The 21,473-nt window shown below is 40.6% G+C and carries 19 protein-coding genes; 10 read left to right on the top strand and 9 right to left on the bottom strand.

What is annotated here, in order from left to right; all coding sequences use genetic code 11:
* Window positions 1–45 precede the first annotated feature (45 nt).
* Together F7734_RS22655 and F7734_RS22650 are read left to right on the top strand one after the other, a co-directional pair.
* Window positions 46–639: an IS607 family transposase gene (locus tag F7734_RS22655; RefSeq protein ID WP_243146673.1), complete on the top strand. Its 594-nt coding sequence runs from the start codon at window positions 46–48 to the stop codon at window positions 637–639.
* 43 nt (window positions 640–682) lie between these two features.
* Window positions 683–2,062: a hypothetical protein gene (locus tag F7734_RS22650; RefSeq protein ID WP_155743525.1), complete on the top strand. Its 1,380-nt coding sequence runs from the start codon at window positions 683–685 to the stop codon at window positions 2,060–2,062.
* 229 nt (window positions 2,063–2,291) lie between these two features.
* Here the strand turns inward: F7734_RS22650 and F7734_RS22645 are convergent, their stop codons facing one another.
* The 5 genes from F7734_RS22645 to F7734_RS22625 all read right to left on the bottom strand — a co-directional run bounded on the left by F7734_RS22645 (window position 2,292) and on the right by F7734_RS22625 (window position 7,131).
* Window positions 2,292–2,618, bottom strand: coding sequence for a class I SAM-dependent methyltransferase (locus tag F7734_RS22645; protein WP_243147026.1), 327 nt, complete (start codon window positions 2,616–2,618; stop codon window positions 2,292–2,294).
* A gap of 59 nt (window positions 2,619–2,677) precedes the next feature.
* Window positions 2,678–3,913: a hypothetical protein gene (locus F7734_RS22640; RefSeq protein ID WP_155746769.1), complete on the bottom strand. Its 1,236-nt coding sequence runs from the start codon at window positions 3,911–3,913 to the stop codon at window positions 2,678–2,680.
* 288 nt (window positions 3,914–4,201) lie between these two features.
* Entirely contained in the window at window positions 4,202–5,836 is a 1,635-nt protein-coding gene (locus F7734_RS22635; protein WP_155746768.1) for a transposase, read from the bottom strand.
* A gap of 61 nt (window positions 5,837–5,897) precedes the next feature.
* Complete coding sequence (locus tag F7734_RS22630; RefSeq protein ID WP_155746767.1) at window positions 5,898–6,533, bottom strand: IS607 family transposase; 636 nt, start codon at window positions 6,531–6,533, stop codon at window positions 5,898–5,900.
* A 196-nt stretch (window positions 6,534–6,729) separates the two neighbouring features.
* Entirely contained in the window at window positions 6,730–7,131 is a 402-nt protein-coding gene (locus tag F7734_RS22625; protein ID WP_155746766.1) for a hypothetical protein, read from the bottom strand.
* 648 nt (window positions 7,132–7,779) lie between these two features.
* Here F7734_RS22625 and F7734_RS22620 point away from each other — a divergent pair.
* Window positions 7,780–9,492: an FHA domain-containing serine/threonine-protein kinase gene (locus F7734_RS22620; RefSeq protein WP_155746765.1), complete on the top strand. Its 1,713-nt coding sequence runs from the start codon at window positions 7,780–7,782 to the stop codon at window positions 9,490–9,492.
* Between the two features lie 268 nt (window positions 9,493–9,760).
* Entirely contained in the window at window positions 9,761–10,021 is a 261-nt protein-coding gene (locus F7734_RS22615) for a Nif11-like leader peptide family natural product precursor (RefSeq protein ID WP_155746764.1), read from the top strand.
* Between the two features lie 38 nt (window positions 10,022–10,059).
* On the opposite strand, the gene F7734_RS22610 is transcribed toward F7734_RS22615, so the two are convergent.
* The gene (locus F7734_RS22610) at window positions 10,060–10,635 is read right to left on the bottom strand and encodes a DUF924 family protein (RefSeq protein WP_155746763.1); all 576 of its coding nucleotides are present in this window, start codon (window positions 10,633–10,635) and stop codon (window positions 10,060–10,062) included.
* Window positions 10,636–10,640: 5 nt separating this feature from the next.
* On the bottom strand, window positions 10,641–11,198 hold the full coding sequence (locus tag F7734_RS22605; protein WP_155746762.1) for an SRPBCC family protein: 558 nt from the start codon (window positions 11,196–11,198) through the stop codon (window positions 10,641–10,643).
* A 609-nt stretch (window positions 11,199–11,807) separates the two neighbouring features.
* Between F7734_RS22605 and F7734_RS22600 the strand changes: the two genes are divergently transcribed.
* Complete coding sequence (locus tag F7734_RS22600) at window positions 11,808–12,002, top strand: hypothetical protein (protein ID WP_207714178.1); 195 nt, start codon at window positions 11,808–11,810, stop codon at window positions 12,000–12,002.
* A 43-nt stretch (window positions 12,003–12,045) separates the two neighbouring features.
* On the top strand, window positions 12,046–14,667 hold the full coding sequence (locus tag F7734_RS22595) for a response regulator (RefSeq protein WP_155746760.1): 2,622 nt from the start codon (window positions 12,046–12,048) through the stop codon (window positions 14,665–14,667).
* 176 nt (window positions 14,668–14,843) lie between these two features.
* Here F7734_RS22595 and F7734_RS22590 read toward each other — a convergent pair whose 3' ends face one another.
* Complete coding sequence (locus tag F7734_RS22590; protein WP_155746759.1) at window positions 14,844–16,556, bottom strand: HAD-IIB family hydrolase; 1,713 nt, start codon at window positions 16,554–16,556, stop codon at window positions 14,844–14,846.
* Between the two features lie 239 nt (window positions 16,557–16,795).
* Here F7734_RS22590 and F7734_RS22585 point away from each other — a divergent pair, with 239 nt between their 5' ends.
* On the top strand, window positions 16,796–17,722 hold the full coding sequence (locus tag F7734_RS22585) for a ribonuclease D (protein WP_155746758.1): 927 nt from the start codon (window positions 16,796–16,798) through the stop codon (window positions 17,720–17,722).
* Window positions 17,723–17,810: 88 nt separating this feature from the next.
* Window positions 17,811–18,605: a tetratricopeptide repeat protein gene (locus tag F7734_RS22580; protein WP_155746757.1), complete on the top strand. Its 795-nt coding sequence runs from the start codon at window positions 17,811–17,813 to the stop codon at window positions 18,603–18,605.
* A 121-nt stretch (window positions 18,606–18,726) separates the two neighbouring features.
* On the opposite strand, the gene F7734_RS22575 is transcribed toward F7734_RS22580, so the two are convergent.
* Window positions 18,727–19,404 (bottom strand): cadmium resistance transporter, encoded by a 678-nt coding sequence (locus tag F7734_RS22575; RefSeq protein WP_166482075.1) that lies wholly within the window; start codon window positions 19,402–19,404, stop codon window positions 18,727–18,729.
* Between the two features lie 483 nt (window positions 19,405–19,887).
* Between F7734_RS22575 and F7734_RS22570 the strand changes: the two genes are divergently transcribed.
* On the top strand, window positions 19,888–20,940 hold the full coding sequence (locus tag F7734_RS22570; RefSeq protein WP_155746756.1) for a hypothetical protein: 1,053 nt from the start codon (window positions 19,888–19,890) through the stop codon (window positions 20,938–20,940).
* Window positions 20,921–21,283, top strand: a complete 363-nt coding sequence (locus F7734_RS22565) for a hypothetical protein (RefSeq protein WP_207714177.1) — start codon at window positions 20,921–20,923, stop codon at window positions 21,281–21,283. The genes F7734_RS22570 and F7734_RS22565 overlap by 20 nt, the downstream gene beginning before the upstream one ends.
* Window positions 21,284–21,473 lie beyond the last annotated feature (190 nt).

Genomic DNA, 21,473 nt, shown 5'->3' with positions numbered 1-21,473 from the left:
CGTAACATTAGATAGCTGAATCTTGGAGTATCATGGAGTAAACCGATGTTTTATTCCATGAAGTATCTTTCACCAATTCAAGCACAAAAACTTTACGGCTATCATCCCAAAACTCTTGCCAATTGGGCGGATGAAGGAAAAATAGAGTATATCCGTACTCCAGGGGGACAAAGACGATATTTAGTGTCCTCCTTAGAATCCAGAGTACAGGCTAAACCTCAAGAAAAGACCGTTCTTTATTGCCGGGTATCCACCCAATCTCAAAAAGATGATTTGGATACTCAAGTTATCGAGTTATCTAGACGCGCACCAGATTCTGAAGTAATTAGGGAGGTAGGCTCAGGAATGAACTTTAAACGCAAAAAGTTCATGGCATTGATGCACAGAGTGCATGAAGGTGAAGTCTCGCAGATAGTTGTAGGACATAAAGACAGGTTGTGTAGGTTTGGGTTTGATTTCGTGGAATGGTTCTGCAAGCTCAATGGGTGCAAGATTACAGTACTGGGAAAAACAGAGTTAAGTCCTCACCAAGAATTAATGCAAGACTTTATGGCTATCATGCACTGCTTTAGCTCAAAGCTCTATTTTCTTAGAAAATACAAGGAAAAAATTTTAAATGACTGCGAAAAACCGGAGTGAAAGAGTGTATAATAGTAATAGGTCGAAACAGCGTAGTTAAGTTATGGCATTAGAACGCAAAAAAGGTTATTCAATTGAGTCCAAGACAGCTAGGTTTACCTTACTGAGAGACGGTATTGATTTGGATGAAACTAAGACTGCCTTTAACGATTTAGTGTCATTCTATTTCGCTGTTGTTTGCACCCACCCAGAAGGAACATCCAAGACAAAAGAACACTACAAAGTGTACGAAGGGTTGACGGTAGGACATTCTGCTCAATACCCGATACCAATGGATGCACCCTGCGTGTTCCGTCGTGCTGCCATCAAAAAAGCTATTGGTGCTTACAAGTCATGGAAAACCCATTACGACAAGTGGGAATCTAGACATACTCGGCACAGAAAACACCGACCCCCAGTGCAACCACGTTCTTTCAACTTCAACCCAGTCTTTTACGCTGGCATGTGGAAGGAAGATACGGGCGATAGCATCATGCTCAAAGTACGTAGAAATAACACTTGGGTCTGGATTAAGTTCCAGTATCAAAGCTATGACATAGGAGATCTGTGGGAAAAAGCATCACCAACAGTCACTTTAAAAGGTGGCAAGGTATACCTAGATTTCACTATAGAAAAATACGTACCAGCAACAGGAGGATTAAAAACAGTCATTCAACACTCAGATTTACGTATCTGCTCTGTTGACCTAGATTTAGACGGAAACATCGCTACTTGCACTATCCTAGAAAGCAAAGATAACGGCTCGGTGACAGAAATTAGCCGTATGACTGTAAAAGGTCACGCCAAGCACGTCCGTCTTAGGAAGCGTGATTTAGGAAAAGTTGCGCGTGCGATGAAAAAGACTGTCCGCGTTGACAAAGGTTTTGCTTCTCACAGATTCCAGAAGATATCTCGACGAGAACGTCACGAGGGACTGCGAGTCTCAAACGAAATTATTGAGTTTGCCAACCGTCATGGATGCAAAGTCATTGTGTTTGAACACTTAGGAAGCCTCTTGCCCAAGCGCGGCTCTTACTCACGTCGTTCCAACCAAAAACGTGCTTACTGGCTCAAAGGAAAGATTGTCGAGAACGTGCGTCGAATTGCTTACCAACGGTACGCTATTCTCACAGCCAGAGTCAATCCTAAAGATACTTCTCGGTTGTGTGCTGTCAACTCAGTAGAAGTCTGGAGAGGCAACCATTACTTGCCTACTCTATTAGAGTTTTGTCAACCTTACCAATATGGTGGCAAATGCTTTGCCACAGTTACAGGTCAACGCGGAAGTTCGGGATTAAACGCCGCACGTAACATTGGGCTCAAGTTCTTAGCCCGTAAGTTTGTACAGCCCAAGCTCGTTTTAGAGCGCAAGGCAGCCTCAAGAAAAAGCCTTCTACCCGTAAGGGTTGGGTTTGGTAACGTTGCAAGCAAAGTCAGTGGCTAACTGTACTCCAACCTTACCAAAGGTGCTGTGTAAGTACCTCCTATCTTTCCTACCATCCTACGCCTGCCTGGTTGAGTCAAAGACTCTTGATTCTGGGCAACGCGCTCACAGAGGAGAGAAGAAACAAGTAGCTATGGTTGACTCCGTTTGACTACGCTATGCGATTACACGGATAACTAGTAATCCAATTATGCAGGCAAGTGTAGAACAACTTTCACAAGTTAGTGTACTAGCTGGCTTGGAAACAGCAGATAAATTCAATAATTTCGATTTGATTTTCTAAGCCAGCGTTACGGATATTAGCACGAGCACGAACAACACTTTCTGAATTTTTTTCTACACCGACAACTTTAACGTTATAGCGTTTTGCAAGTGCAATTGCACTGTAGCCAAAACTGGAGGCTAATTCTAAAACTGTCTCTCCAGGCTGAAATTTAGCCCATTGGAATAATTGCTCTGTTGCTAATCGACCACCCGGACGTAGGTATTTTTTACCTACAGCAGCTAGCACTTGGTGTCCAGCTGCTGTTTGGAAATTGAGAATAGCATTGCTCATGTCTTTGAGGTAGCTCAAGGTTATACCGTCGCTGGGTAGAACTTCATGCAGGAAATAGACTATCGAGAAGCACTCTTATCTTTTGAAGAAAGGGTATTTAAAAAAACTTCTAAATTTTCAATAGAGACTAATTCATCAAACATGGACGGTACTGTGTTGCGGATTCTCAGTTGGATCGTTCTACCCGATTTGTCTTCCTGAAATTCATAAATCAGGTTGTTTTTCACGGCTTGGGTGAGGAGAATGTGGTGAGGTGGGAAGGCTTTTACTGCTAAAGCACGTTGCGATTGAGAAAGGGCAAACCAAACCTTATCTTTTCTCTCAGCAGTGATTTCGGCGATCGCAGGTTTGATTTGGTTCCAATCGGCTTGTCCCATAGCCGCTTGTAGTAGGACTTCTACCGCTGTTAGCTCCACCGAGGAGAGTTCTGATAGAGGAGTTGTGGGAGGATTTTCTGCCAGAGAAAGATTGGCTTGGTATTGAGTTATTTTCTCTATAATTCTTTGGCGCTCGGCATTTTCCAGGGAAACTGGTGACGAGTGTATGGCAGAGGGCATAGGTTGAGCGAGTGCCAATACCAACTTTTTGCTTGGGTCTAATAAGATAAACTCTGTGGAGTGGAATTGAACTTTGGGGAGCGTCGGGTCTAAAGTGATGCTGAGGGATGAACTATCTTCTTCCACTACAGTTGCTTGAAGCGATATTTCCATGACGCTGGATTGGGCTTCAAGAACATTGACAACTTCCTGTCGCAGTTCTATGGATTGGGCAACAATGGTTTGGGGTGTCTTGCCCTCATTGTTTGCCATGCGCTCCAAGGCAACACCTGCAGAGGGATGGTCGTAAATATCTCCCGTATTGAAGAAGGTACCCCCTTCTCCCCAAATAGTTTCCCGAAGTTGCTTGGGTTCTCTTTGACGCTGGCAAAGAGTTTTGATGAGGGTTGCTATTTTGGTTGGGGTAATCTCGATTAAATTTTCTAAAGCGTCTCTGACAGGAGTCAGGGAAGGACGGGTTAATTTCTTGAGGGTGAGGATGCCGAGTGCGGAAATTTCTTGGTGGTCGCACTCTGAGTACGCTTGTACCAGTTCTAAATATTCTTTAATATCTTTGGGGTTCTGCTCGTAGCGTTTGAGTTCCCTATTGAATTCTATTTTGCCAATACTGTTTTGGATGAGAGTCAGTTTTGATGCTGCTTCCAGGAGTGCCAGGGTGGCTTCTTGGATTTGGGCGAGCCAGGATGAAATATCTTTTTCTTGGGGGAGCTGGCAAAAGAGGGCTGAGGTTGCTATCATAGTACTCAGTTAAAATTTTAATAATTTGACTCTTATCCCCCCAAGAGCTGCAAACTCCTTGGGGACATTTCTATTTATTATACAGCAACACCAGATATTTTTGTTACGGATTCACTAAACCTACACATTTCTACTCAAGGTATCTAGGCGCGAAGGTTTGTGTTGGGAGAGAAAACCTTAACTCTCCTTTAATTGCTGTCTGATACGGTTGGGTGAGTGACTCACTTGAAACTGTGGAGTCAATAACGAGGTTGGCTTCCTCTCCCCCTGTTCCTTAACTAGACGTTCCTACAATCCGTGTAGGAGTTTCTGAAATGCCTCACATTTGGTATGCTTAATGTCTAACCAATGAAGGTCAACAGCATCCCGTAATGTCAGACCCTTTGCATTCAAGAAACGAGCAGTTCTCTCAAGTAAAACAGCTTGAACTTGTTTGTAAGGCATGAACTGCGTAATCACTTCATCAGTGATACGATGCCTCACATTCAAAGCGGCATTATGGTCAGCGTGAAATACAACCCCATCAAAGGTGAAGAATTGATCTCGACAACGTGTACCCAGTAACGTACCATTCCGATTATCAATCTGCGATGTATACGCAGCAGAAACCCAGCAGATATGAGTTCTGTTACGTGCCGACCAATGGGTAAGACGATCTGCAACAGTGCCTTTTTCCCATTTCTCTAAACGATTTTTAGCTCGTTTAGATAGCTTTTTAGTTGAGCGTATTGACTCGACTAAACTTTCGACGCCTAGTGTATAAGCTTGAAATGTGATGGAGCGACAAGCTTGATTTACCACTGTTTCCACGTATGCGTCATCGCGCTGGCGTCGTTTTAATTCTGTTTGATTCCCCAAATTATTTTCTCTAATAGAGCGCGATTTTTGGGAATTCTCTTTGTAGCGTACATGAGCTAATGCCCAAAGTTTGTTTTTATTTCGTCCGCTCCGAGTAATTCTCTCAGTTTTTTTATTTAATTGTTGACCAAATCCTTTACCAAGCAACTGATTGTCATCTGTATAAAAAACTTCTGTATATCCTCTATCTACTGCTTTAACTTTTTCTCTATTAATGAGTTTACCGTAATCCCGATTGTACAGTGTCACAAAGCTGTGAATTTCTAAACTCCCAGATGCATTGCGGATTAATCGGATTCTCCCGGTGATGATTCGATTTGACTTAACTATTAAAGATATTCTTTTTCCTCGTGTTAGCCCTTGTACCTCTAATCTTACCAGGTAACGAGAAATTCGAGTACAATTATATGCTTGAGGCTGATACACAATTTGTCTATTTTGCTTGGCGTGACCACGTTTGTACTCTTCTCTAAAGTAACGATGTAGCCAAGGAATCTGTTTGATAGTTTCAAATGATTTTAGAGCATTGATAGCTAGATCCCTATTTGTTTGGGATTCTTGATTTTTGGCTTTTTGTTCGGCTGTTAGATTTTCTCCTTGATGCAAAGGAAAGCGTTTGTATATCCGACTAATAATAGCAGTTTTTGCCGCTGACTGTTGGGCTAGTATATTTTTGGCAGTATCTTGCACAGTCCATTCAAATATTTTGGCTGGCAATGGCAAGGAGTTGATCTTATAAGTATCTGGTTGACCAAATTTCTCAGCAATAATATTCTGAGTTTTCATCCAAGATTCACCCCAGAAAGCCGCCGACCCTAAAACATTGTAAGTATTTGCTCTTACGGTGAACAATTTTTCAATTAAACCATTAATTGTTGACTCATCTGAGCATTCGATTACTGGATTAACTACTGTCTGCTCAACTCTCAATACCGATTCTAGTTTAATCACAAACCAGAAATCCAAGTAGACACCAGCAATAATTAACAAACGAGTTGTTTGATTTTTGGCTTCTTTAATTTGCGCTGCTGTCTTTTTGGGTTTGCTAGTTAGTAATTTTGGCATGAATTAGAAACTTTTATGGGTTTAAATCTCAACACATACTACCTTTAATAAGATTTTGTTTTCAATACCTCATCAAGAATTTTTCTTGAGCTTCGTGTAAGGCTTGCATCGCCTTTAAATTACGACGCGAGCGTCTTCCGTACAACCGGGCACTAAACACCGCGATCGCTGCCATAATGTCCTCACACATCTCTTGCTCGGGTTCAATATCCATTGGCTTATTCAGTATGATAATTTCCGTATTATTTCCTTCGCATAATGCCAAAATTAATTCAGAACCAAATCTCAGCAACCTGTCTTTATCGGTAATTACCAGTCGCTCAACTTCGTTCCTTTGGAGCAAATCAATTAACTTTAACAGACCTTTCTTTTTGTAGTTCAATCCCGACCCAATATCACTTAATGAATATATATTTTCCCACCCTTGATTTGAGCAGTAAGCACTCAAGACTGCTGTTTGAGTTGTTAAATTATCTTTACGTTGTATGGTACTTACACGAGAATATATCACCGTAAACCGCATATTAGGGTTGTCTATTTTTAGTAGATCCGCGACTCGATACCGACGGTGATTCCCCTCTGTGCGGTATACAGGTTTTAGCTTCCCTGCTTTTTCCCAACGCCTTAGCGTCTCAATCGATACACCTTTGATTTTTGCTGCTTCACCTATTTGCACTAAATCTTCTAATCTCAACATAATTGACTGTATAAGGAGTTATGTTGAGATTTCACTAGATTTAGCAACAACTGTCAATAACGCTTTAAAAAAATTAAACTTTGTTTAAAGCATCTGGTATAGAAAAAAGCTGGCTAGATTACTCGAAAACTTTCCCTGTACTAACTGACGCAATCTTGACCAACTTTGGGGAAGAAACAGCCTTGCACACTTTGGGTTACCGATCGCTCCTCACTGTGATGGTAGATATTTTATTTTTCTCAACACGCACTTTTTCTGCAATAGTATCGGATTGACGGCATTCTTTCGCTACTGACGATAAATTCACGAAAGCCCCAGAACTGTTACCATCTCCCATATCAGATAACGCTCGTCCAACACCTTGCAAACAAGTATTCATTATCAGAATATCAGCGTTTTTTTGATTGAGTTGCTGTTGCAGAATTTGGATTTGTTGTTCTCTATCCTTAAGCTGCTTCTGTGCGTCTTGAAGCTGTTGTTGCGTATCTTGCAATTCAAATTTGACATTATCTAAATCCTTTAAAGATACACATCCACACAATGTCAAGAGTATAGTGATACAAATTGTACCAAATTCTAACCGAAAAGAGTTGTTCATAATAGGGATGCCCTCATTCAGACATAAATTATCTTTTACCGTAGAATTATTTGTATAAAAAGCTTTTTTTAAAAATTTTTATAAAAGTAACTTTTGTAATGCGTTGTACTTAGTTCATACAGAAACATATTTCTATGTCTGTATAGGCTCTAACTTTTTAAAGGATTTTATGACTTAACTATTAATGTTTATTTTAAACTTTTGGTTTTGTAACTATATGTTATTCTGGCTCAAAGTAGACTGTTAATCTAATTTTAAATGATAGGAATTTGACAAAATGAAGAAATGATTTTTTTTCAAAAAATGAATTGTTTTTTGGGTAAATATGCCAAACTGGCAACAATGGTTTATTAGATTTGATATTCATTTATGTACTGGGGTCGTTTTATTGATATCTACCGAATAAGCGACACTAAATCACTTCAAGAAAAGTGCAACAAACCATACAAGTTTGTTCTCTATTTTGAATTCCCTATTTTTCAGAAAAATATGTTAGATAAAGTGTGAAGTCTCAAGTGTAAAGTATGAAAAGTCGTGATTTATGACCCTTGATTCTTCATTCTTCTTTTCATCCTTCATCCTTTATCCTTTATCCTTTCTTTACGTGGGGAATCATTGCGGAAATCTTTTTACAATCACCGTCACAACATGATTGGGCAGTTACTAGCAGGGCATTATAAAGTCCTTAAAGTATTGGGTGAAGGAGGTTTTGGGCAAACTTATATTGCTGAGGACACTCACCTCCCTGGAAACCCTAAATGCGTTCTCAAACATCTCAAATCTTCTAGTACCGACCCGGAAATTTTAGAAACTGCTAGAAGGCTATTTCAAAAAGAAGCTGAAACATTGCAAAAGTTAGGTAATCACGACCAAATCCCCCGACTGTTTGCATACTTTGAAGAGAATCAAGAATTTTATTTGGTACAAGAATTTGTTGATGGATACTCTCTCAACAAAGAAATAACTTTGGGGCTTAAATGGACGGAAAGACAAGTTATCCAATTGCTCATTGAGGTACTGAGTATTTTGGAGTTTGTCCACAGCCAAGGGGTGATTCATCGTGATATTAAACCTAGCAATCTGATTAGACGCGCTTCAGATAACAAATTAGTTCTGATTGACTTTGGGGCAATTAAACAATTGCGAAGTCAAACAGCTACTCGGACAGGACATAACAATCTCACTCTGATCGTGGGAACTCGCGGATATATGCCTTCCGAACAAATTAGACGCTTACCCCGTCCTAGTAGTGATATTTACGCTTTGGGGATGATGGGTATTCAAGCACTTACAGGGATGTATCCGCACAAACTCCAAGACGATCCGAACACGGGAGAAATTTTGTGGCAGCATCTGGCTTGTGTGAGTCCGGGATTGACTGCTGTCTTGACTCAAATGACACGCTATCACTTTAAGGATCGCTATCAGACAGCAACAGAAGTTTTGTGTGCGCTTCGAGAATTAGCGGCTTACCCCAACCAACTTTCAAGTGTTGAAGCGACGGTTACAACCACGACTCTACACGAACTGACCTTGGAATGGGAAGAAGGAGAATTAGCTAAGAATCGCAAAATTACTGAGAAACAACATAGCAAGAAGCCCGGTAGAGTTCGTGTTGGTCGCAATCCCGAAGAGTGCGATATTGTCTTGAACGATCCAACCGTGTCAGGGCTGCATATTGAAATCTTTTTTCATCAAGCCAAGGAAAGGTTTTATTTGCGGAATTTACGCCAAAGGAACCCTCCTATTGTTGATGGTCAATTGCTTTTAGCTGGTGAAATACCTCTTTTTATTGGCAGCAGTATACGTTTGGGACAACTTAATGTTAGGGTGAGTGCGATCGCTTGCAAGGATTATCCTGCAGGATATGTTCCGATTGAATTCGCACTTGTACCGATAACCCCGGAACAGCCTGTTGTGAAAACTATACGTATGCCCAAAGTTCACAAGCTTAAAGAACATTCAAAGCTGATTTTGCGATCGGGTCGATCTACAATTGCCTCAATACCCAGCAAAGTACCACGTCTCTTGGGAGTGAGTTTTGCTGTGTGTGCAAGTGCGATCGGTGGATTGGTCTTTTTTAACGCTGACAACACAAGCGGAAGTAACGCACAACAGAGTTGGTTATCCGAAAAACCCCAACTTTGTCGTATTATTTCCCCTCCTGGTGGTAGGTTAATAGCGAAATTACGCCCCGAACCAGGAACAGAAGTTGGCGCAATGAAACAACTCAAGCTAGGCGATAGGGTTTTGTTTTTGCGATCGCGCGGTGATTTTACAGAAGTTCAACTACCTGATGGTACTCAAGGCTGGCTTTTTGGCGATGAGATCCGACCTTGCATTGCATCAAAGAAAGGATAAAGAAGGGATTGGGGACTGGGGACTGGGACTAGGGACAAGGAGAGGAGGAGACAAGGTAGACAAGGTAGCAAATTCCCCCTTGTCCCCCTTGTCCTCCTTGTCCCCCTTGTCCCCTTGTCCCCCTTGTCCCCAATCCCCGATCGCTTTTTCTAAATTTATCCTTGCTGTGACTCAAACCTTGTGAATAATGTATGTAACCGGAATTAACTGGTAGATCTGTGTAGCTTTTCTAGATGCTACAAATCATACTAATGGGAGATGAAATGCTATGGCACTAGAGCAAGTGAATGCTTTTTATGACGTATTGATGTCGGATCGAGCAATTTACGAGCAATACTACCGTCAGTGCTGCGTTCGGGGAATATTTGGTATCTGGGATTGGGATAAAACAAAAATTGTTAATTTTGCTACTACTTTAGGCTATTCTTTCACGGAAAGCGAACTAGAAGCAGTTTTGTTCGGTAGCGAACCAATTGCCTTTCAAGATTCAATAAATTTATCAGAATATAAACAGTACGTATTTCAGTGACCCGTGACTGGTCACTGGTCACTGGTTACTGGTCAGTGTTAAAAAGAAGAACCTGCCTGTTTCAAAAACTCTTTTTCCTCTGGTGTTGAAGTTCTTCCCAAAATCGCATTGCGATGGGGAAAGCGACCGAAACGCTCAATGACTTTCATATGGCGAATAGCATAATCAATACAACTGGCGCTGTCAGGATCGTTGGTGAGTTGCTCAAACAACTGAACTGACTTACGCTGATGTTCCAAGTTCTCACTGTGTTCAAAGGGGAGATAAATAAACCACCTTTGGACAGGTAGAAGTTTCTTGTCGTAGCCTTGTGCAACGGCATGATGCGCTGCTGAAAGTGCTTCCCAGTCCGTTAAAAAGGCTTCGGGAGTATCTCGGAAAACGTTTCGGGGAAATTGATCGAGCAGCAAAATGAGAGCCAAACAGCTCTCGGGAGCATCAAGCCATTCGTCGAGATTTCCTGCGGCTGCTTTTTGATAAGCGCTTAAAAACCGGATGCGGAGTTCTTCATCAAATTCCGGTTTTTTACTAAACCATGAAGATTTTGGTTTTCCATAACCCGGTTCATCTGGTTTGCCAAACCAAAAATCTAAAATTTCAGTTGCTTGTGACATCACTTTTACTGACCCTTACAAAGCACTTGTCGCATTTTACGCATATTTGTTGGCAATTCAAAGTTCATTGCTTGTTGTATAAAAATTGATGGTACGGGTATAGCCGGAGTTGCTGCCACTCCATAAGTTAGTAACGTACCGTTCCCACAATCCTTTAACTCTAAATTAGCCGTAAAATCGTGGAACGTTCCTTTTTCCAACCGGAATTGAATCCTCTGTCCAATTTCTTCTACAACATTAAGATATATTTCTACTTGAGCCGTAAAAAATAAGAAAGCTTTTTGTGCTGCTTGATACAGACGCTTAACTTCTCCTCGTTGTAAAACTTCACTTTTGGTAACATCAGGAAAATATTGCACCCAACGGGGATAATCCGTGATTTGCTGCCACACTTGCGATCGCACCAATGGCACGTACATTGTGGCTGTTACAGCACCGCCCCATGCAGTATGCGAGCTTGTCTGTACCAAAATTTCGCCTTGCATCAACAATCTTTGTTGGTCTTGATTCCAAACCATATTTGAACCAGTCATAACTGTATCCGATCTGAACGATGCACTCATATGACGTCCAATCACTCCTCAAACATCCACTACTATAAGGTTTAACTGGTTATTGAACTCAAGTGAGTCAAATATGCCAATTTTAGTTCCAATTCCATATACAAGTTTTCCGGAAATAATCGCGTGTTTGCCATTATTACCAAAACTTCATAAAAACGAGACTCTTCTTATCGCTAATATTAAAGTTTTTAGCATTCTCATTTCATATAATTATTGCTCCCCCCAGCATCAGATTTCCCACTAGCTACCAAAACGGGTTAAAATCCACTAGTCCACCCAGATGATTGGTCTGGGGAAAGCAGGCAGATTTCCCAACTTGAAGAGCTAGCGTATAGCTCTGCATCCTTTGGGCATTAAAAATACCCAAAGGGCAAATTATCTTCGCCCAAAACTTTTCAAATGTATTTTTAAATTGTTCACGAGTCTTCACTGATTGCATTCAGTGTAAATACTGAAATCTTCTAGCCAAAAATAATAAAAGAGAATTAAGCCCTGAGCGCTGATACTATATACTTTATCAGTCTTTCAGGATTTGTAAAATCTTGTCAAGATAAAATAAAAAAAGCTAAGTTACAACAAAAGCAAGCTTCTAATTTTGGAGGACTGTTCATGAATTCGTCTAAATTAAATCGCAGGTTAAACCAATCTCTTGGCATTTTTCTTGGTGTTGCGATCGCTGTCTGGGTTCTGAGAGGTTTTGGAGTGATTACTTTTCTTCCGGGAGGAATCATTTGGCTGTTGCTTCTGGGCGCAGTGGCTATGGGTATTCTAAGTTACGTGCAGAAGACTTGGTGGCGATTCTAACCAGATTTTTTTTATAACCTTAAGAAAGGAAAAACTTAATTTTATGGAAAAGGATGTTCGGGATACAAAAATTTTAGTTTTTGAAGATCGAGCGGAACAGCTGCACGAGCTATTTAACATCCTTATCCATAAAGGTTACAGAGTTCAAAGAATCAGCTTTCTACAAGAAGAAGCACTTAAGGATGCTCTTCTTGAACTACCAGAACTGATTGTCTTAAATATTACAGTTCCAGAAACAGAAAGTTATACAATCTGCCAACAGTTAAAATCAGATGAAAAAACTCAAAATATTCCAATTATTTTGATTACTATCGTCAATAATATTCAAGAAAAATTAAAATATTTGAGATTGGGAATCTTTGAATATATTACGCAACCAACTACTGAAGAAGAGATTTTATTGCGTATAGAAAATCAAATGAACACTCAAAGATGGCAAAAACAGCTAAAAGAGAAAAATGTTCAACTACAAAATGAAATTAAATCTCGCGAGTCTGTAGCAATTGAATTAAGGGAAAGTGCAGAAAGGGAGCGAGCCATATCCCAAGTGATTCAAAGTATGCGGCAATCATTAGATATGAAAAAAATTTTTGCTGCCACAACACAAGAATTGCGTCAAGTGCTGAATTGCGATCGCGTTGTTGTGTATCGTTTTAATCCAGATTGGAGTGGAGAATTTATCGCGGAGTCTGTAGGCAAAAGCTGGACATCTATTATTGAAGCACATAAAAATAACCCCGACATTACTAAAAATACTTTAGAAAACGAATATTGTATTGTTCAACTATTTAACAGTCAAGATAACCAAGTCTTAGATACTTATATGCAAGAAACTCAAGGTGGTGTATACAGCCGTGGTACAAGTTTCTTGTGTGTTACTGATATTTACAAAGCTAATTTTGACTCTTGTTACGTGAATCTGTTAGAACGCTTTCAAGCCAAAGCTTATATTACTGTTCCCATATTTTGTGGCGAACAACTTTGGGGACTTCTTGCGAGTTATCAAAATTCCAGTCCTCGCAATTGGAAAACAGGAGAAATTAATATTGTTGTGCAAATAGGGAATCAGTTGGGAGTAGCACTACAGCAAGCAGAGTTACTGGCAAAAACTCAACAACAGTCAACAGCATTGCAACAAGCTGTTATTGTTGCTGATGCAGCCAATCATGCCAAAAGTGAATTTCTAGCCAACATGAGCCACGAGTTGCGGACTCCACTCAATGCTATTCTTGGCTTTACCCAATTGATGAGTCGCGATCGCAACTTATCTCAAGAAAATCAGCAAAATCTAGAGATTATTAATCGTGCGGGAGAACACCTACTCAATTTAATCAATGATATTCTAGAAATGTCCAAAATTGAAGCAGGTAGGACAACGCTCAACATTAACTCTTTTGACTTACATCACCTATTAGATAACTTGCAACAAATGCTGCATTTACGTGCAGTTTCAAAAGGTTTAGAACTCGTATTTGAGTTAGATGCAAATCTTCCCCAAAACGTAAAAACCGATGCTAGTAAGCTGCGTCAAGTTTTGCTCAATCTCTTAGGCAATGCTATCAAGTTTACTCACAGTGGTCGTGTAACATTGCGTGTAAAAATGGGGTATGGGGAAATGGGCATGGAGAATTGGGAAAACACCAATGCCCAATTCTCAATGCCCAATGCCCTACTCTTTGAGGTTCAAGACACGGGAGCTGGGATTGCACCTCATGAAATAGATTTGCTGTTTGAAGCATTTGGGCAAACGGAAACTGGCAGAGAATCACAACAAGGAACGGGGCTGGGGTTAGCTATTTGCCGTAAATACGTACATCTTATGGGTGGCAAGATTAGCGTGAGCAGTGCTTTAGGAAAGGGTAGTACGTTTGCTTTTCACATTCCTATTGAGTTAACTAGTCAAAGCGAAAATATGACTAGCCCAGTACCAAACCGAGTCATTGGTTTAGCACCCAATCAACCGGAGTACCGTATCTTAGTAGTAGATGATGCGATCGACAGTCGTTTATTATTAGTGAAATTACTGTCAGCTATCGGATTTAGTGTCCGTGAAGCAAATAATGGGACACAAGCTATTTTGGAGTGGGAATCTTGGCATCCACATGTAGTTTTAATGGATATGCGAATGCCCGGTATGGATGGCTATGAAGCAACAAGACAGATTAAGGCAAGGGAAAAAGCACTCACAAATGCTAATTCTCAATCGCCAATCCCAAATCCAAAATCCAAAATCCAAAATCCAAAATCCCCAACCCTTATCATTGCCCTCACGGCTAGTGCCTTCGAGGAACAAAAAACATCTATGATTCAGGCGGGCTGTAATGATTTTATTAAAAAGCCATTTCGAGAAGAATTCCTACTAGAACAATTACGGCAATATTTGGGGCTGCAATACCTTTATAAAGAAGACAATAGCGCTGTAGAGGACATAAATAATCAAGTATCAGAGGATTTGTTTCTTGATTTATCTCAGATGTCCCCTGATTGGTTAAGAGAGTTAAATCTTGCGGCAGCTCAATGTAGTGATGAGTTGATTTTTAAATTGATAGAGCAGATTCCTACTGAATACGTTCTATTAGCATCCGCTTTAACTGATTTAGCTTACAACTTCTACTTTGAAAAAATCATGCAATTGACTGATTTGGCACTATCCGGAAATTTATAAGCATTTCAGTCTTTGTGCATAACTCTCATGCTAGATGTTTTCTACAGTCATCTTCGTTAAGTTGTGGAGCTGGCAGACAGTATGCAAGCAATAGGAGGATAATGTGAAGATTTATGATAATCGCGAAGTCCGTAAGGATAATACGGACGATCGCGGCAGTGGTAGGTTGTATTGAGTTACGCAGGTAGGGTATAACGCTGTTCAATTGCAGCTTTAATAGCAGCACGGCTTTCACTGGCTGAACCATTAGCCGTTTTCTCTATCTTTTGAGCTTCCTCTGCTAAAGAGTCATCCTTAATTGCTTCTTGGAACCAACGGGAATAATCTCCCTGTTTGAGGTGGTACAGCCAGGTTTCGTCGTCAACTCCTTCAGCAATTTGGGTGAACAAAATTAAGTTTTGAGCGCGGAGATTGAGTTTGCCCAAGGGTCCTACAAAGTAAAAGCTTTTATCTTCTCCCAGTTGTCCTTGAGCATATTTACGTACATGACGCCGACGTTCTGTATGTCCGGGAGTGATGCGGAAGCGGAATGGTTCGGTTTCTGATTCACGGAACCATGCGATCGCTTCTCCTGGTTCGAGTTCTTGAGGAGCAAGTTGTGGGGGACAATGATTCACAATCGAACAGAATTGTTCAATATTTTTCTCTGGTGACAACCCTACAGTAATTATGGCATCTACCAAAGACAATGCTGCGGGGGCAACTTGGTCGGGATGAACGGTAATAAACATCATGCAATCAAGCTCTTGGGGTAGTGTTAGGGATGCAGGATTCCAAGAAGCAGGCATGAGATGATGGGCTTCATCTACCACTATCCAATGAGGACGACCTGTACGTGCTCTTAATTCCTGTAATTGGGGTAAAAGTTCGGCAAAAAATGCGGGACGATCTGCCAGAGCAATACCCAGTAAATTAATAATGATATTCTGATGCGGTTGCTCTAGTAGATCTAAAATTTCTTGTATCCTTGGTGCTCTGTTGGCATCACCCAAAATAACTGCACCTTCAAAGTTTTCGTAATCGCCCTCAGGGTCGATAATACAGAATTGATAATTTTGCTCTGCAATACGCTCTAATATAGCCGTTGCCAAAGTTGATTTACCACCACCAGAAGTTCCAGCCAGTAAAAGACTTGAACCGTAAGCCCTCATATTGACGACAGAACCATCTTCTCTGGTACCTAGTAAAATATTGTGTTTTTCTCTTTGGGTATCTACTTCAGCCAAATCTGAATCCAGCAATTGTTCGATCAGCTCGACGACACCAGCACCGCGACTGTTTTGAGTGACAAAATCGACTCGTTCTTTTACCATTGGCAAAGCGTTTGCAACAGCAACAGAACACTCGCACAGTTCTAAGAAAGCATGGTCATTTTCAGCATCACCCACACCTACAACATTATGTGGTGATAACTTCATTTCATCCAAAGCAGCAGTCAGCCCTGCTGCTTTGTTGATACCGGAAGGCAGTATCATAACTGCACCTTTGTTAAAAATGACTTGCAATTCCAACCCTAACTCGCGAATTGTTTGCAGTACTGTTGTTTCGTTGGGATGCCAAGTGGCAACAATAACTCGACCAACTGACAAAGGGTCAACCTTGCGATCGCGTAATGCTTTAATAAACTCTTCGGGGGGTTTTGAGCCTAATGCTTTCTCCTGTCGTGACGCAGGAGAGTACAACAAAGCGCCATTTTCTGCCACCACACAATCAAATAAATCCAATTCTGGAAATGCACGCTGCAAATCTTCGAGTTCGCGACCTGTAACTAATATGAGTTTTCTACCAGAAAGGCGCAAGCGTTTTAAGGCTTCTATAGTTTCATCGCTCACGCGACCGTCAGTAGCAAGCGTACCATCATAGTCTGTGGCTAAGACAAAGTAGCGCATAGTTAATTAGAAGTAGATTTAAAACACATGAGTACTTACATAAAATGACTTGAGTCTGATACTGAAAACATCCAGCCAAGGAAATAAATACTCTTCAATCATTGGTGATATCGAGTTTCTCGATATCTGCAACATACCTGATTTCTGAAGTTCTCTATTTTCTTACACTGGGCTGAAAACTGCTACCTTGGAAAGTTATAACTGAATTGACTGTTGTCCTTATTGAGGAAAGCTCACAAATGCCTTACCTGACTTCAGAAAGTATGATTCGTTCATTGATTGCGGAATGTACAAAAGCCAGCACTTTATGGATTGATACGGAAGTTGCTGAGTACAACACTCGCAATCCCAGGTTATCGCTGATTCAAGTCTTAGACGAGCCAACAGATTTAAGTGGCGATCGCGTTTTTCTTTTGGATGTTCTCAACCAGCCTCACACTGTTTCTGAGTTTATTGACAAAATCATGGTTAATTCCAAAATTGAAAAAGTTTTTCATAATGCTAGCTACGATTTAAAACTTTTAGGTGGAAAAAAAGCAAAAAATATTACTTGTACTTTAGAATTAGCGAAACAAATTCCTTATTATGCTTTACCAGTTCCTAACTATCAACTGAAAACGTTAGCTGAAGAACTTTGTAATTTTCAGGAGATAGACAAACAAGAACAGAAAAGTGATTGGGGGCGGCGTCCTTTAACTGAAGACCAATTAGAGTATGCTTACTTAGACTGTATTTATCTTGCTCAAGTCTATTTAAATTTGATAGAATTAAATCAAGAAATCAATCCAGAACCTGCTGCGGAAAATATAGCAGCCCTAAATGCAAGATACTTGCAGATTGAGGAAGACTGGAAACTGCTCAATTCAGAGTACGAGCATTTGCAAGAGCGCATCAAAAAAGCTATGCAATTGCAAAATGTATCGGAAACTCCATTTTTTAAGCTGTCTTCTTCCGAACGCAAAACTGTAAAAGTGGCGTTTATGGAACTGGTACAGTTGGTGCAAAATCAAGATGTTAATTTTGATTTTCCTATCACATTGACTCAAAAATTACAAAAAGATTTAGGAGAAAATTTAGAACAATTGTCAGTAGAGGTTGAGACAAAAACTTATTGGCGACTGGCATCTAAAAATCAGGAAACTGATGAAGGGAAGGATGAAGAATAAATGGGCAATAGGCAATGGGCAATGAATGGTTTTAACAATGCCCAATTTCCGATGCCCGATGCCCAATTTAAAGTAGAAAGGATGAAGAATGAAAAATCTGTTGCTAGCTGTATTTGTGTCTGTGGTAATTGTTGCTTGTAATAATACCAAAGATGTATTTGTAACAGATATTCAATCTCGTCCAGTCTTGCGTTCAGTGGCTAAACCATCTAGTGCTAGGGACTTTTATACTCAGGGTGAGTACAGGCAAACAAAAGGAGACTTTCAAGGCGCGATCGCTGCGTATAACAAAGCAATCGGTCTTAATCCTGATTATGGGGAAGCTTACAATAAGCGAGGGCTGGCTTACTTTAAGTTAGGAAACAGACAGCAAGCGATCGCGGATTCCAACCAAGCATTGCAAATAAATTCCAATGATGCTCAAGTTTATAACAATAGGGGTAATGTTTATCTGGCAGAAGGAGCAACACAACAGGCGATCGCTGACTACAATCAAGCTATTCGTATTAATCCCAATTATGCTGAAGCATACAATAACCGAGGAAATGCTAGAGCAGCAAGAGGAGATAGAAACGCAGCAGTAGATGATTACAGTGAAGCGATTCGCCTCAATCCCAAATACGCTATTGCATACAATAACCGAGGGAACGCCCGCACTGTTTTAGGAGATAGAGAAGGAGCAATTGCAGACTACGACGAAGCCATTCGCCTCGCTCCCAACTTTGCTGCAGCATACAATAATCGGGGTAATGCTCGCGCTGCATTAGGAGATAAAGAGGGTGCTATAGCTGACTTGCAGCGAGCAGCAAAAATTTTTGAAAAACAAAACAATCAGCAGTTGTATCAAGAAGTCATGAATAATATGAAAGAGCTTGGACAATAGCGAAACTTAAGAACAACGTTTGATACTGCTTGGGCAATGATGCACAACTTATCCATCTTGGTGCAATGACGCCTCAGTCAAAAATTAGAAAATATCACATGGAGCGCGATCGCATACATACTTAGTGGTGAAACATAGCCAGATTAGGTATGAGTTGATATGTTTCGCTCTTTATCAGGATAGAGAGTCCCAACCAAATTAAGACAAAGGGAAAGACTTTGCGACCATAACGAGCTAAAAGCGGTGCCATAAGAGGATTGCGAGTCAGGAAATATGAGAGACAGCACCATACCCCAACAGTAAGGTAGCAAATACATAAAATGACTCCTAAACTTGGCAGATTGCTACTAGCAAACAAAGGTACGTAAATTCCAATGTTGTTGCCTCCATTTGCAATAGTAACTGCAGACACTCTATAGGTTTGAGGATCGCGTAGAGTTGCTAAGAGTGATTTCTTGTGGTGCTTCGATCGAGCAGGAGAAGATGACAAATTAACTGCTATAGATTCTACTGCCTCGTCCCCATTTTCTCGACTCAATAGATGACTGATACCAATAGCGATTGGAAGGAAACCCAGTAACCCAATCCAGCTTGCAGGAAGGATTAAACCGCCAAAGAAACCGGGTAGACTAGCCATCACTAATGCAGTGAATCCAACAAACTCGCCGAGAATGATATGCTTCGGGCGAAAAGCGTAATTGACTTTTCCAAAGAAAGCCGTCAGATATAAATTGTCATCAAAGGTAGTTGCAAAAGCAGCAGAAACCCCAACAATTAGTGTACTAATTAGCCAATTCACGGTTATTACTCGCTATGATTCAATCAAGACAGTGTTTTTTTCCGCCAGGTACCTTAGCAGCGCATGGTCTTCATCTTATGTCTTGCATAAAATCAATGCAAATATTCTTTTTTTTCAAAATGATAAAAAAAAGTTATTAAGAAATCACTCAAGGAATTAAGTACTACTGAAGTGGATAACGCTCACTCAACTAATAGTTTTGATAGGAGTTTAACCGTCAGTGGTGAAGTTAGTTTTCCTAAAATGGAAAGTCTACTTTTATTCTAGGCGACAGTGTTCTTTGAAGGCTCCCTTGAGTACTGATATGGCATAAGCAGCAATGGGAAATTTGGGCGAGCAAAGCTATCGGGTGCGAAACACGGATATAATTAGCTCGTTGTTGAAACTTGAGGAATGAATCAACAAGGTGGGCAATGCCCATTTTGTTGAGAAATGATATCCCAAAGGCTACAATCAAGAGAAATATGTCTGAGCGCGGGGAAAATGTCGGAAGAAGCCAAGGTCTTAATTCGCATGAGCGGGCAAGAAATAGAGAATGAGATTCCCGTCAACATTTTGGTGCGCGTGTTAGACGGAATGCAGCAAATCGTTTATCTACTTGCCACTGCACGGGAAAAACGCAGTGTAGGACAGCGCTTTAGAGTGCCAGCAGAAATGCAGCAACTTTATAGCTTACGTGCAAGCATTCCTCAACCAGGAAGCTATGCCGTGCCAGTTATGCTGCCTTCGGATCCAAGCAGCTTGGATGTCATGAGGAATTTAGAAAGTTTCTTATCATGCCTCAGCGATTTCAATTTCAATTATATTCAAGACATTATTCCAGATTCAAAACTCAGAAATCGCGCTTTGCGTGAAACTAGGAGGTTTTTACCTAAAGCTGATGAAACATGGCAGTTGGCTTTCTCTAGAGATGGTAGTGCTAAAGAATTAACACTCACGCACAAATCAATTGATGCTATTAATACCTGGCTAACTCAAGACATACCAGAAGATGCTGTTATGACATTGACTGGTGAGCTAATTCGGATAGATTTTGATAAACACCTTGTGGTTCTGCGGTATCCTCCCACTCATCAGGAAATTGAGTGTATCTACCGCGAAGAATTAGAAGATTCTATGATTGAAAATCGTCGGCAGATGATCCAGGTTACAGGGCAATTTACGTTGAACGACGAGGGACATCCCATTAAATTAACTGATGTAACCAGAATAGAATTTCTCGATTTATCTCCGATCAATATTAGAGAAATTTCTAGGGAAGATAGAAAACTGCGGCTAAAAATGCATCTTGTGTTGACGCCCGAAATGGATGAAGAAAGCAAGCAACTCTTGGTTGTGGAAGAACCTCAGATCGGTCTTCACGTATTCGCGTACACTCGCGATGAACTCATCCACGAGATTAATGACCAAATATTTATGATGTGGGACGAGTATGCAAGTGCCGATTCGGATGAATTGGAGTTAGATGCGCGACAATTACGAGAATCACTACTAGAAAAGTTAGAAGAGGTATCGAGTGCCGCGACAAAAGGCTAAAGTAGAATCCGCATTGCTATCTAAAGGGTTTCAGGAAACTCAAAACGACCATCACTACTTCGTTTACTTTACCAAAGACGGTAAAAAGACTGCCACTAAGACTAAGACAAGCCATACCAAGAAGATTAAAGACCTTCCCGATCATTTATTGAGTCAGATGGCAAAACAGTGCCACCTAACAAAATCTCAGTTTTTGGATTTAGTGGATTGCCCACTAAGTCGAGAGAAATATGAAGAGATTTTACAACAACAAGGAATTATAGAGCCGTCAGCTACTTTACCGCTTGATACCACAGGAAATACGCACTCATCTACAAATTCCATTGATAAAACCGTGTCTTAGTTGAAGTTGGAAGTTGCGTTAACTAAGATTCTTTGCTTCACATTCACAGCTTGTTGCTAGCGGTATGCTGCCCGTTATTAATTCATGTATTCCCACAGACAAATTTTTCACACGATAATCATCCTTAAGATGGCCTCCAGTTTAAACCTCTAGACAGGTCATTGTGATGTTAAGAGAGACTATTATCAAG

This window comes from Scytonema sp. UIC 10036 (assembly GCF_009725235.1).
This window is presented reverse-complemented; position numbering and strand designations above follow the sequence as displayed.

What these genes read in the sequence shown, in the direction of transcription:
- F7734_RS22655 (WP_243146673.1), top strand. Translation starts at nt 46, where the DNA reads ATGTTTTATTCCATGAAGTATCTTTCACCAATTCAAGCACAAAAACTT.
- F7734_RS22650 (WP_155743525.1), top strand. Translation starts at nt 683, where the DNA reads ATGGCATTAGAACGCAAAAAAGGTTATTCAATTGAGTCCAAGACAGCT.
- F7734_RS22645 (WP_243147026.1), bottom strand. Translation starts at nt 2,618, where the DNA reads ATGAGCAATGCTATTCTCAATTTCCAAACAGCAGCTGGACACCAAGTG.
- F7734_RS22640 (WP_155746769.1), bottom strand. Translation starts at nt 3,913, where the DNA reads ATGATAGCAACCTCAGCCCTCTTTTGCCAGCTCCCCCAAGAAAAAGAT.
- F7734_RS22635 (WP_155746768.1), bottom strand. Translation starts at nt 5,836, where the DNA reads ATGCCAAAATTACTAACTAGCAAACCCAAAAAGACAGCAGCGCAAATT.
- F7734_RS22630 (WP_155746767.1), bottom strand. Translation starts at nt 6,533, where the DNA reads ATGTTGAGATTAGAAGATTTAGTGCAAATAGGTGAAGCAGCAAAAATC.
- F7734_RS22625 (WP_155746766.1), bottom strand. Translation starts at nt 7,131, where the DNA reads ATGAACAACTCTTTTCGGTTAGAATTTGGTACAATTTGTATCACTATA.
- F7734_RS22620 (WP_155746765.1), top strand. Translation starts at nt 7,780, where the DNA reads ATGATTGGGCAGTTACTAGCAGGGCATTATAAAGTCCTTAAAGTATTG.
- F7734_RS22615 (WP_155746764.1), top strand. Translation starts at nt 9,761, where the DNA reads ATGGCACTAGAGCAAGTGAATGCTTTTTATGACGTATTGATGTCGGAT.
- F7734_RS22610 (WP_155746763.1), bottom strand. Translation starts at nt 10,635, where the DNA reads ATGTCACAAGCAACTGAAATTTTAGATTTTTGGTTTGGCAAACCAGAT.
- F7734_RS22605 (WP_155746762.1), bottom strand. Translation starts at nt 11,198, where the DNA reads ATGAGTGCATCGTTCAGATCGGATACAGTTATGACTGGTTCAAATATG.
- F7734_RS22600 (WP_207714178.1), top strand. Translation starts at nt 11,808, where the DNA reads ATGAATTCGTCTAAATTAAATCGCAGGTTAAACCAATCTCTTGGCATT.
- F7734_RS22595 (WP_155746760.1), top strand. Translation starts at nt 12,046, where the DNA reads ATGGAAAAGGATGTTCGGGATACAAAAATTTTAGTTTTTGAAGATCGA.
- F7734_RS22590 (WP_155746759.1), bottom strand. Translation starts at nt 16,556, where the DNA reads ATGCGCTACTTTGTCTTAGCCACAGACTATGATGGTACGCTTGCTACT.
- F7734_RS22585 (WP_155746758.1), top strand. Translation starts at nt 16,796, where the DNA reads ATGCCTTACCTGACTTCAGAAAGTATGATTCGTTCATTGATTGCGGAA.
- F7734_RS22580 (WP_155746757.1), top strand. Translation starts at nt 17,811, where the DNA reads ATGAAAAATCTGTTGCTAGCTGTATTTGTGTCTGTGGTAATTGTTGCT.
- F7734_RS22570 (WP_155746756.1), top strand. Translation starts at nt 19,888, where the DNA reads ATGTCGGAAGAAGCCAAGGTCTTAATTCGCATGAGCGGGCAAGAAATA.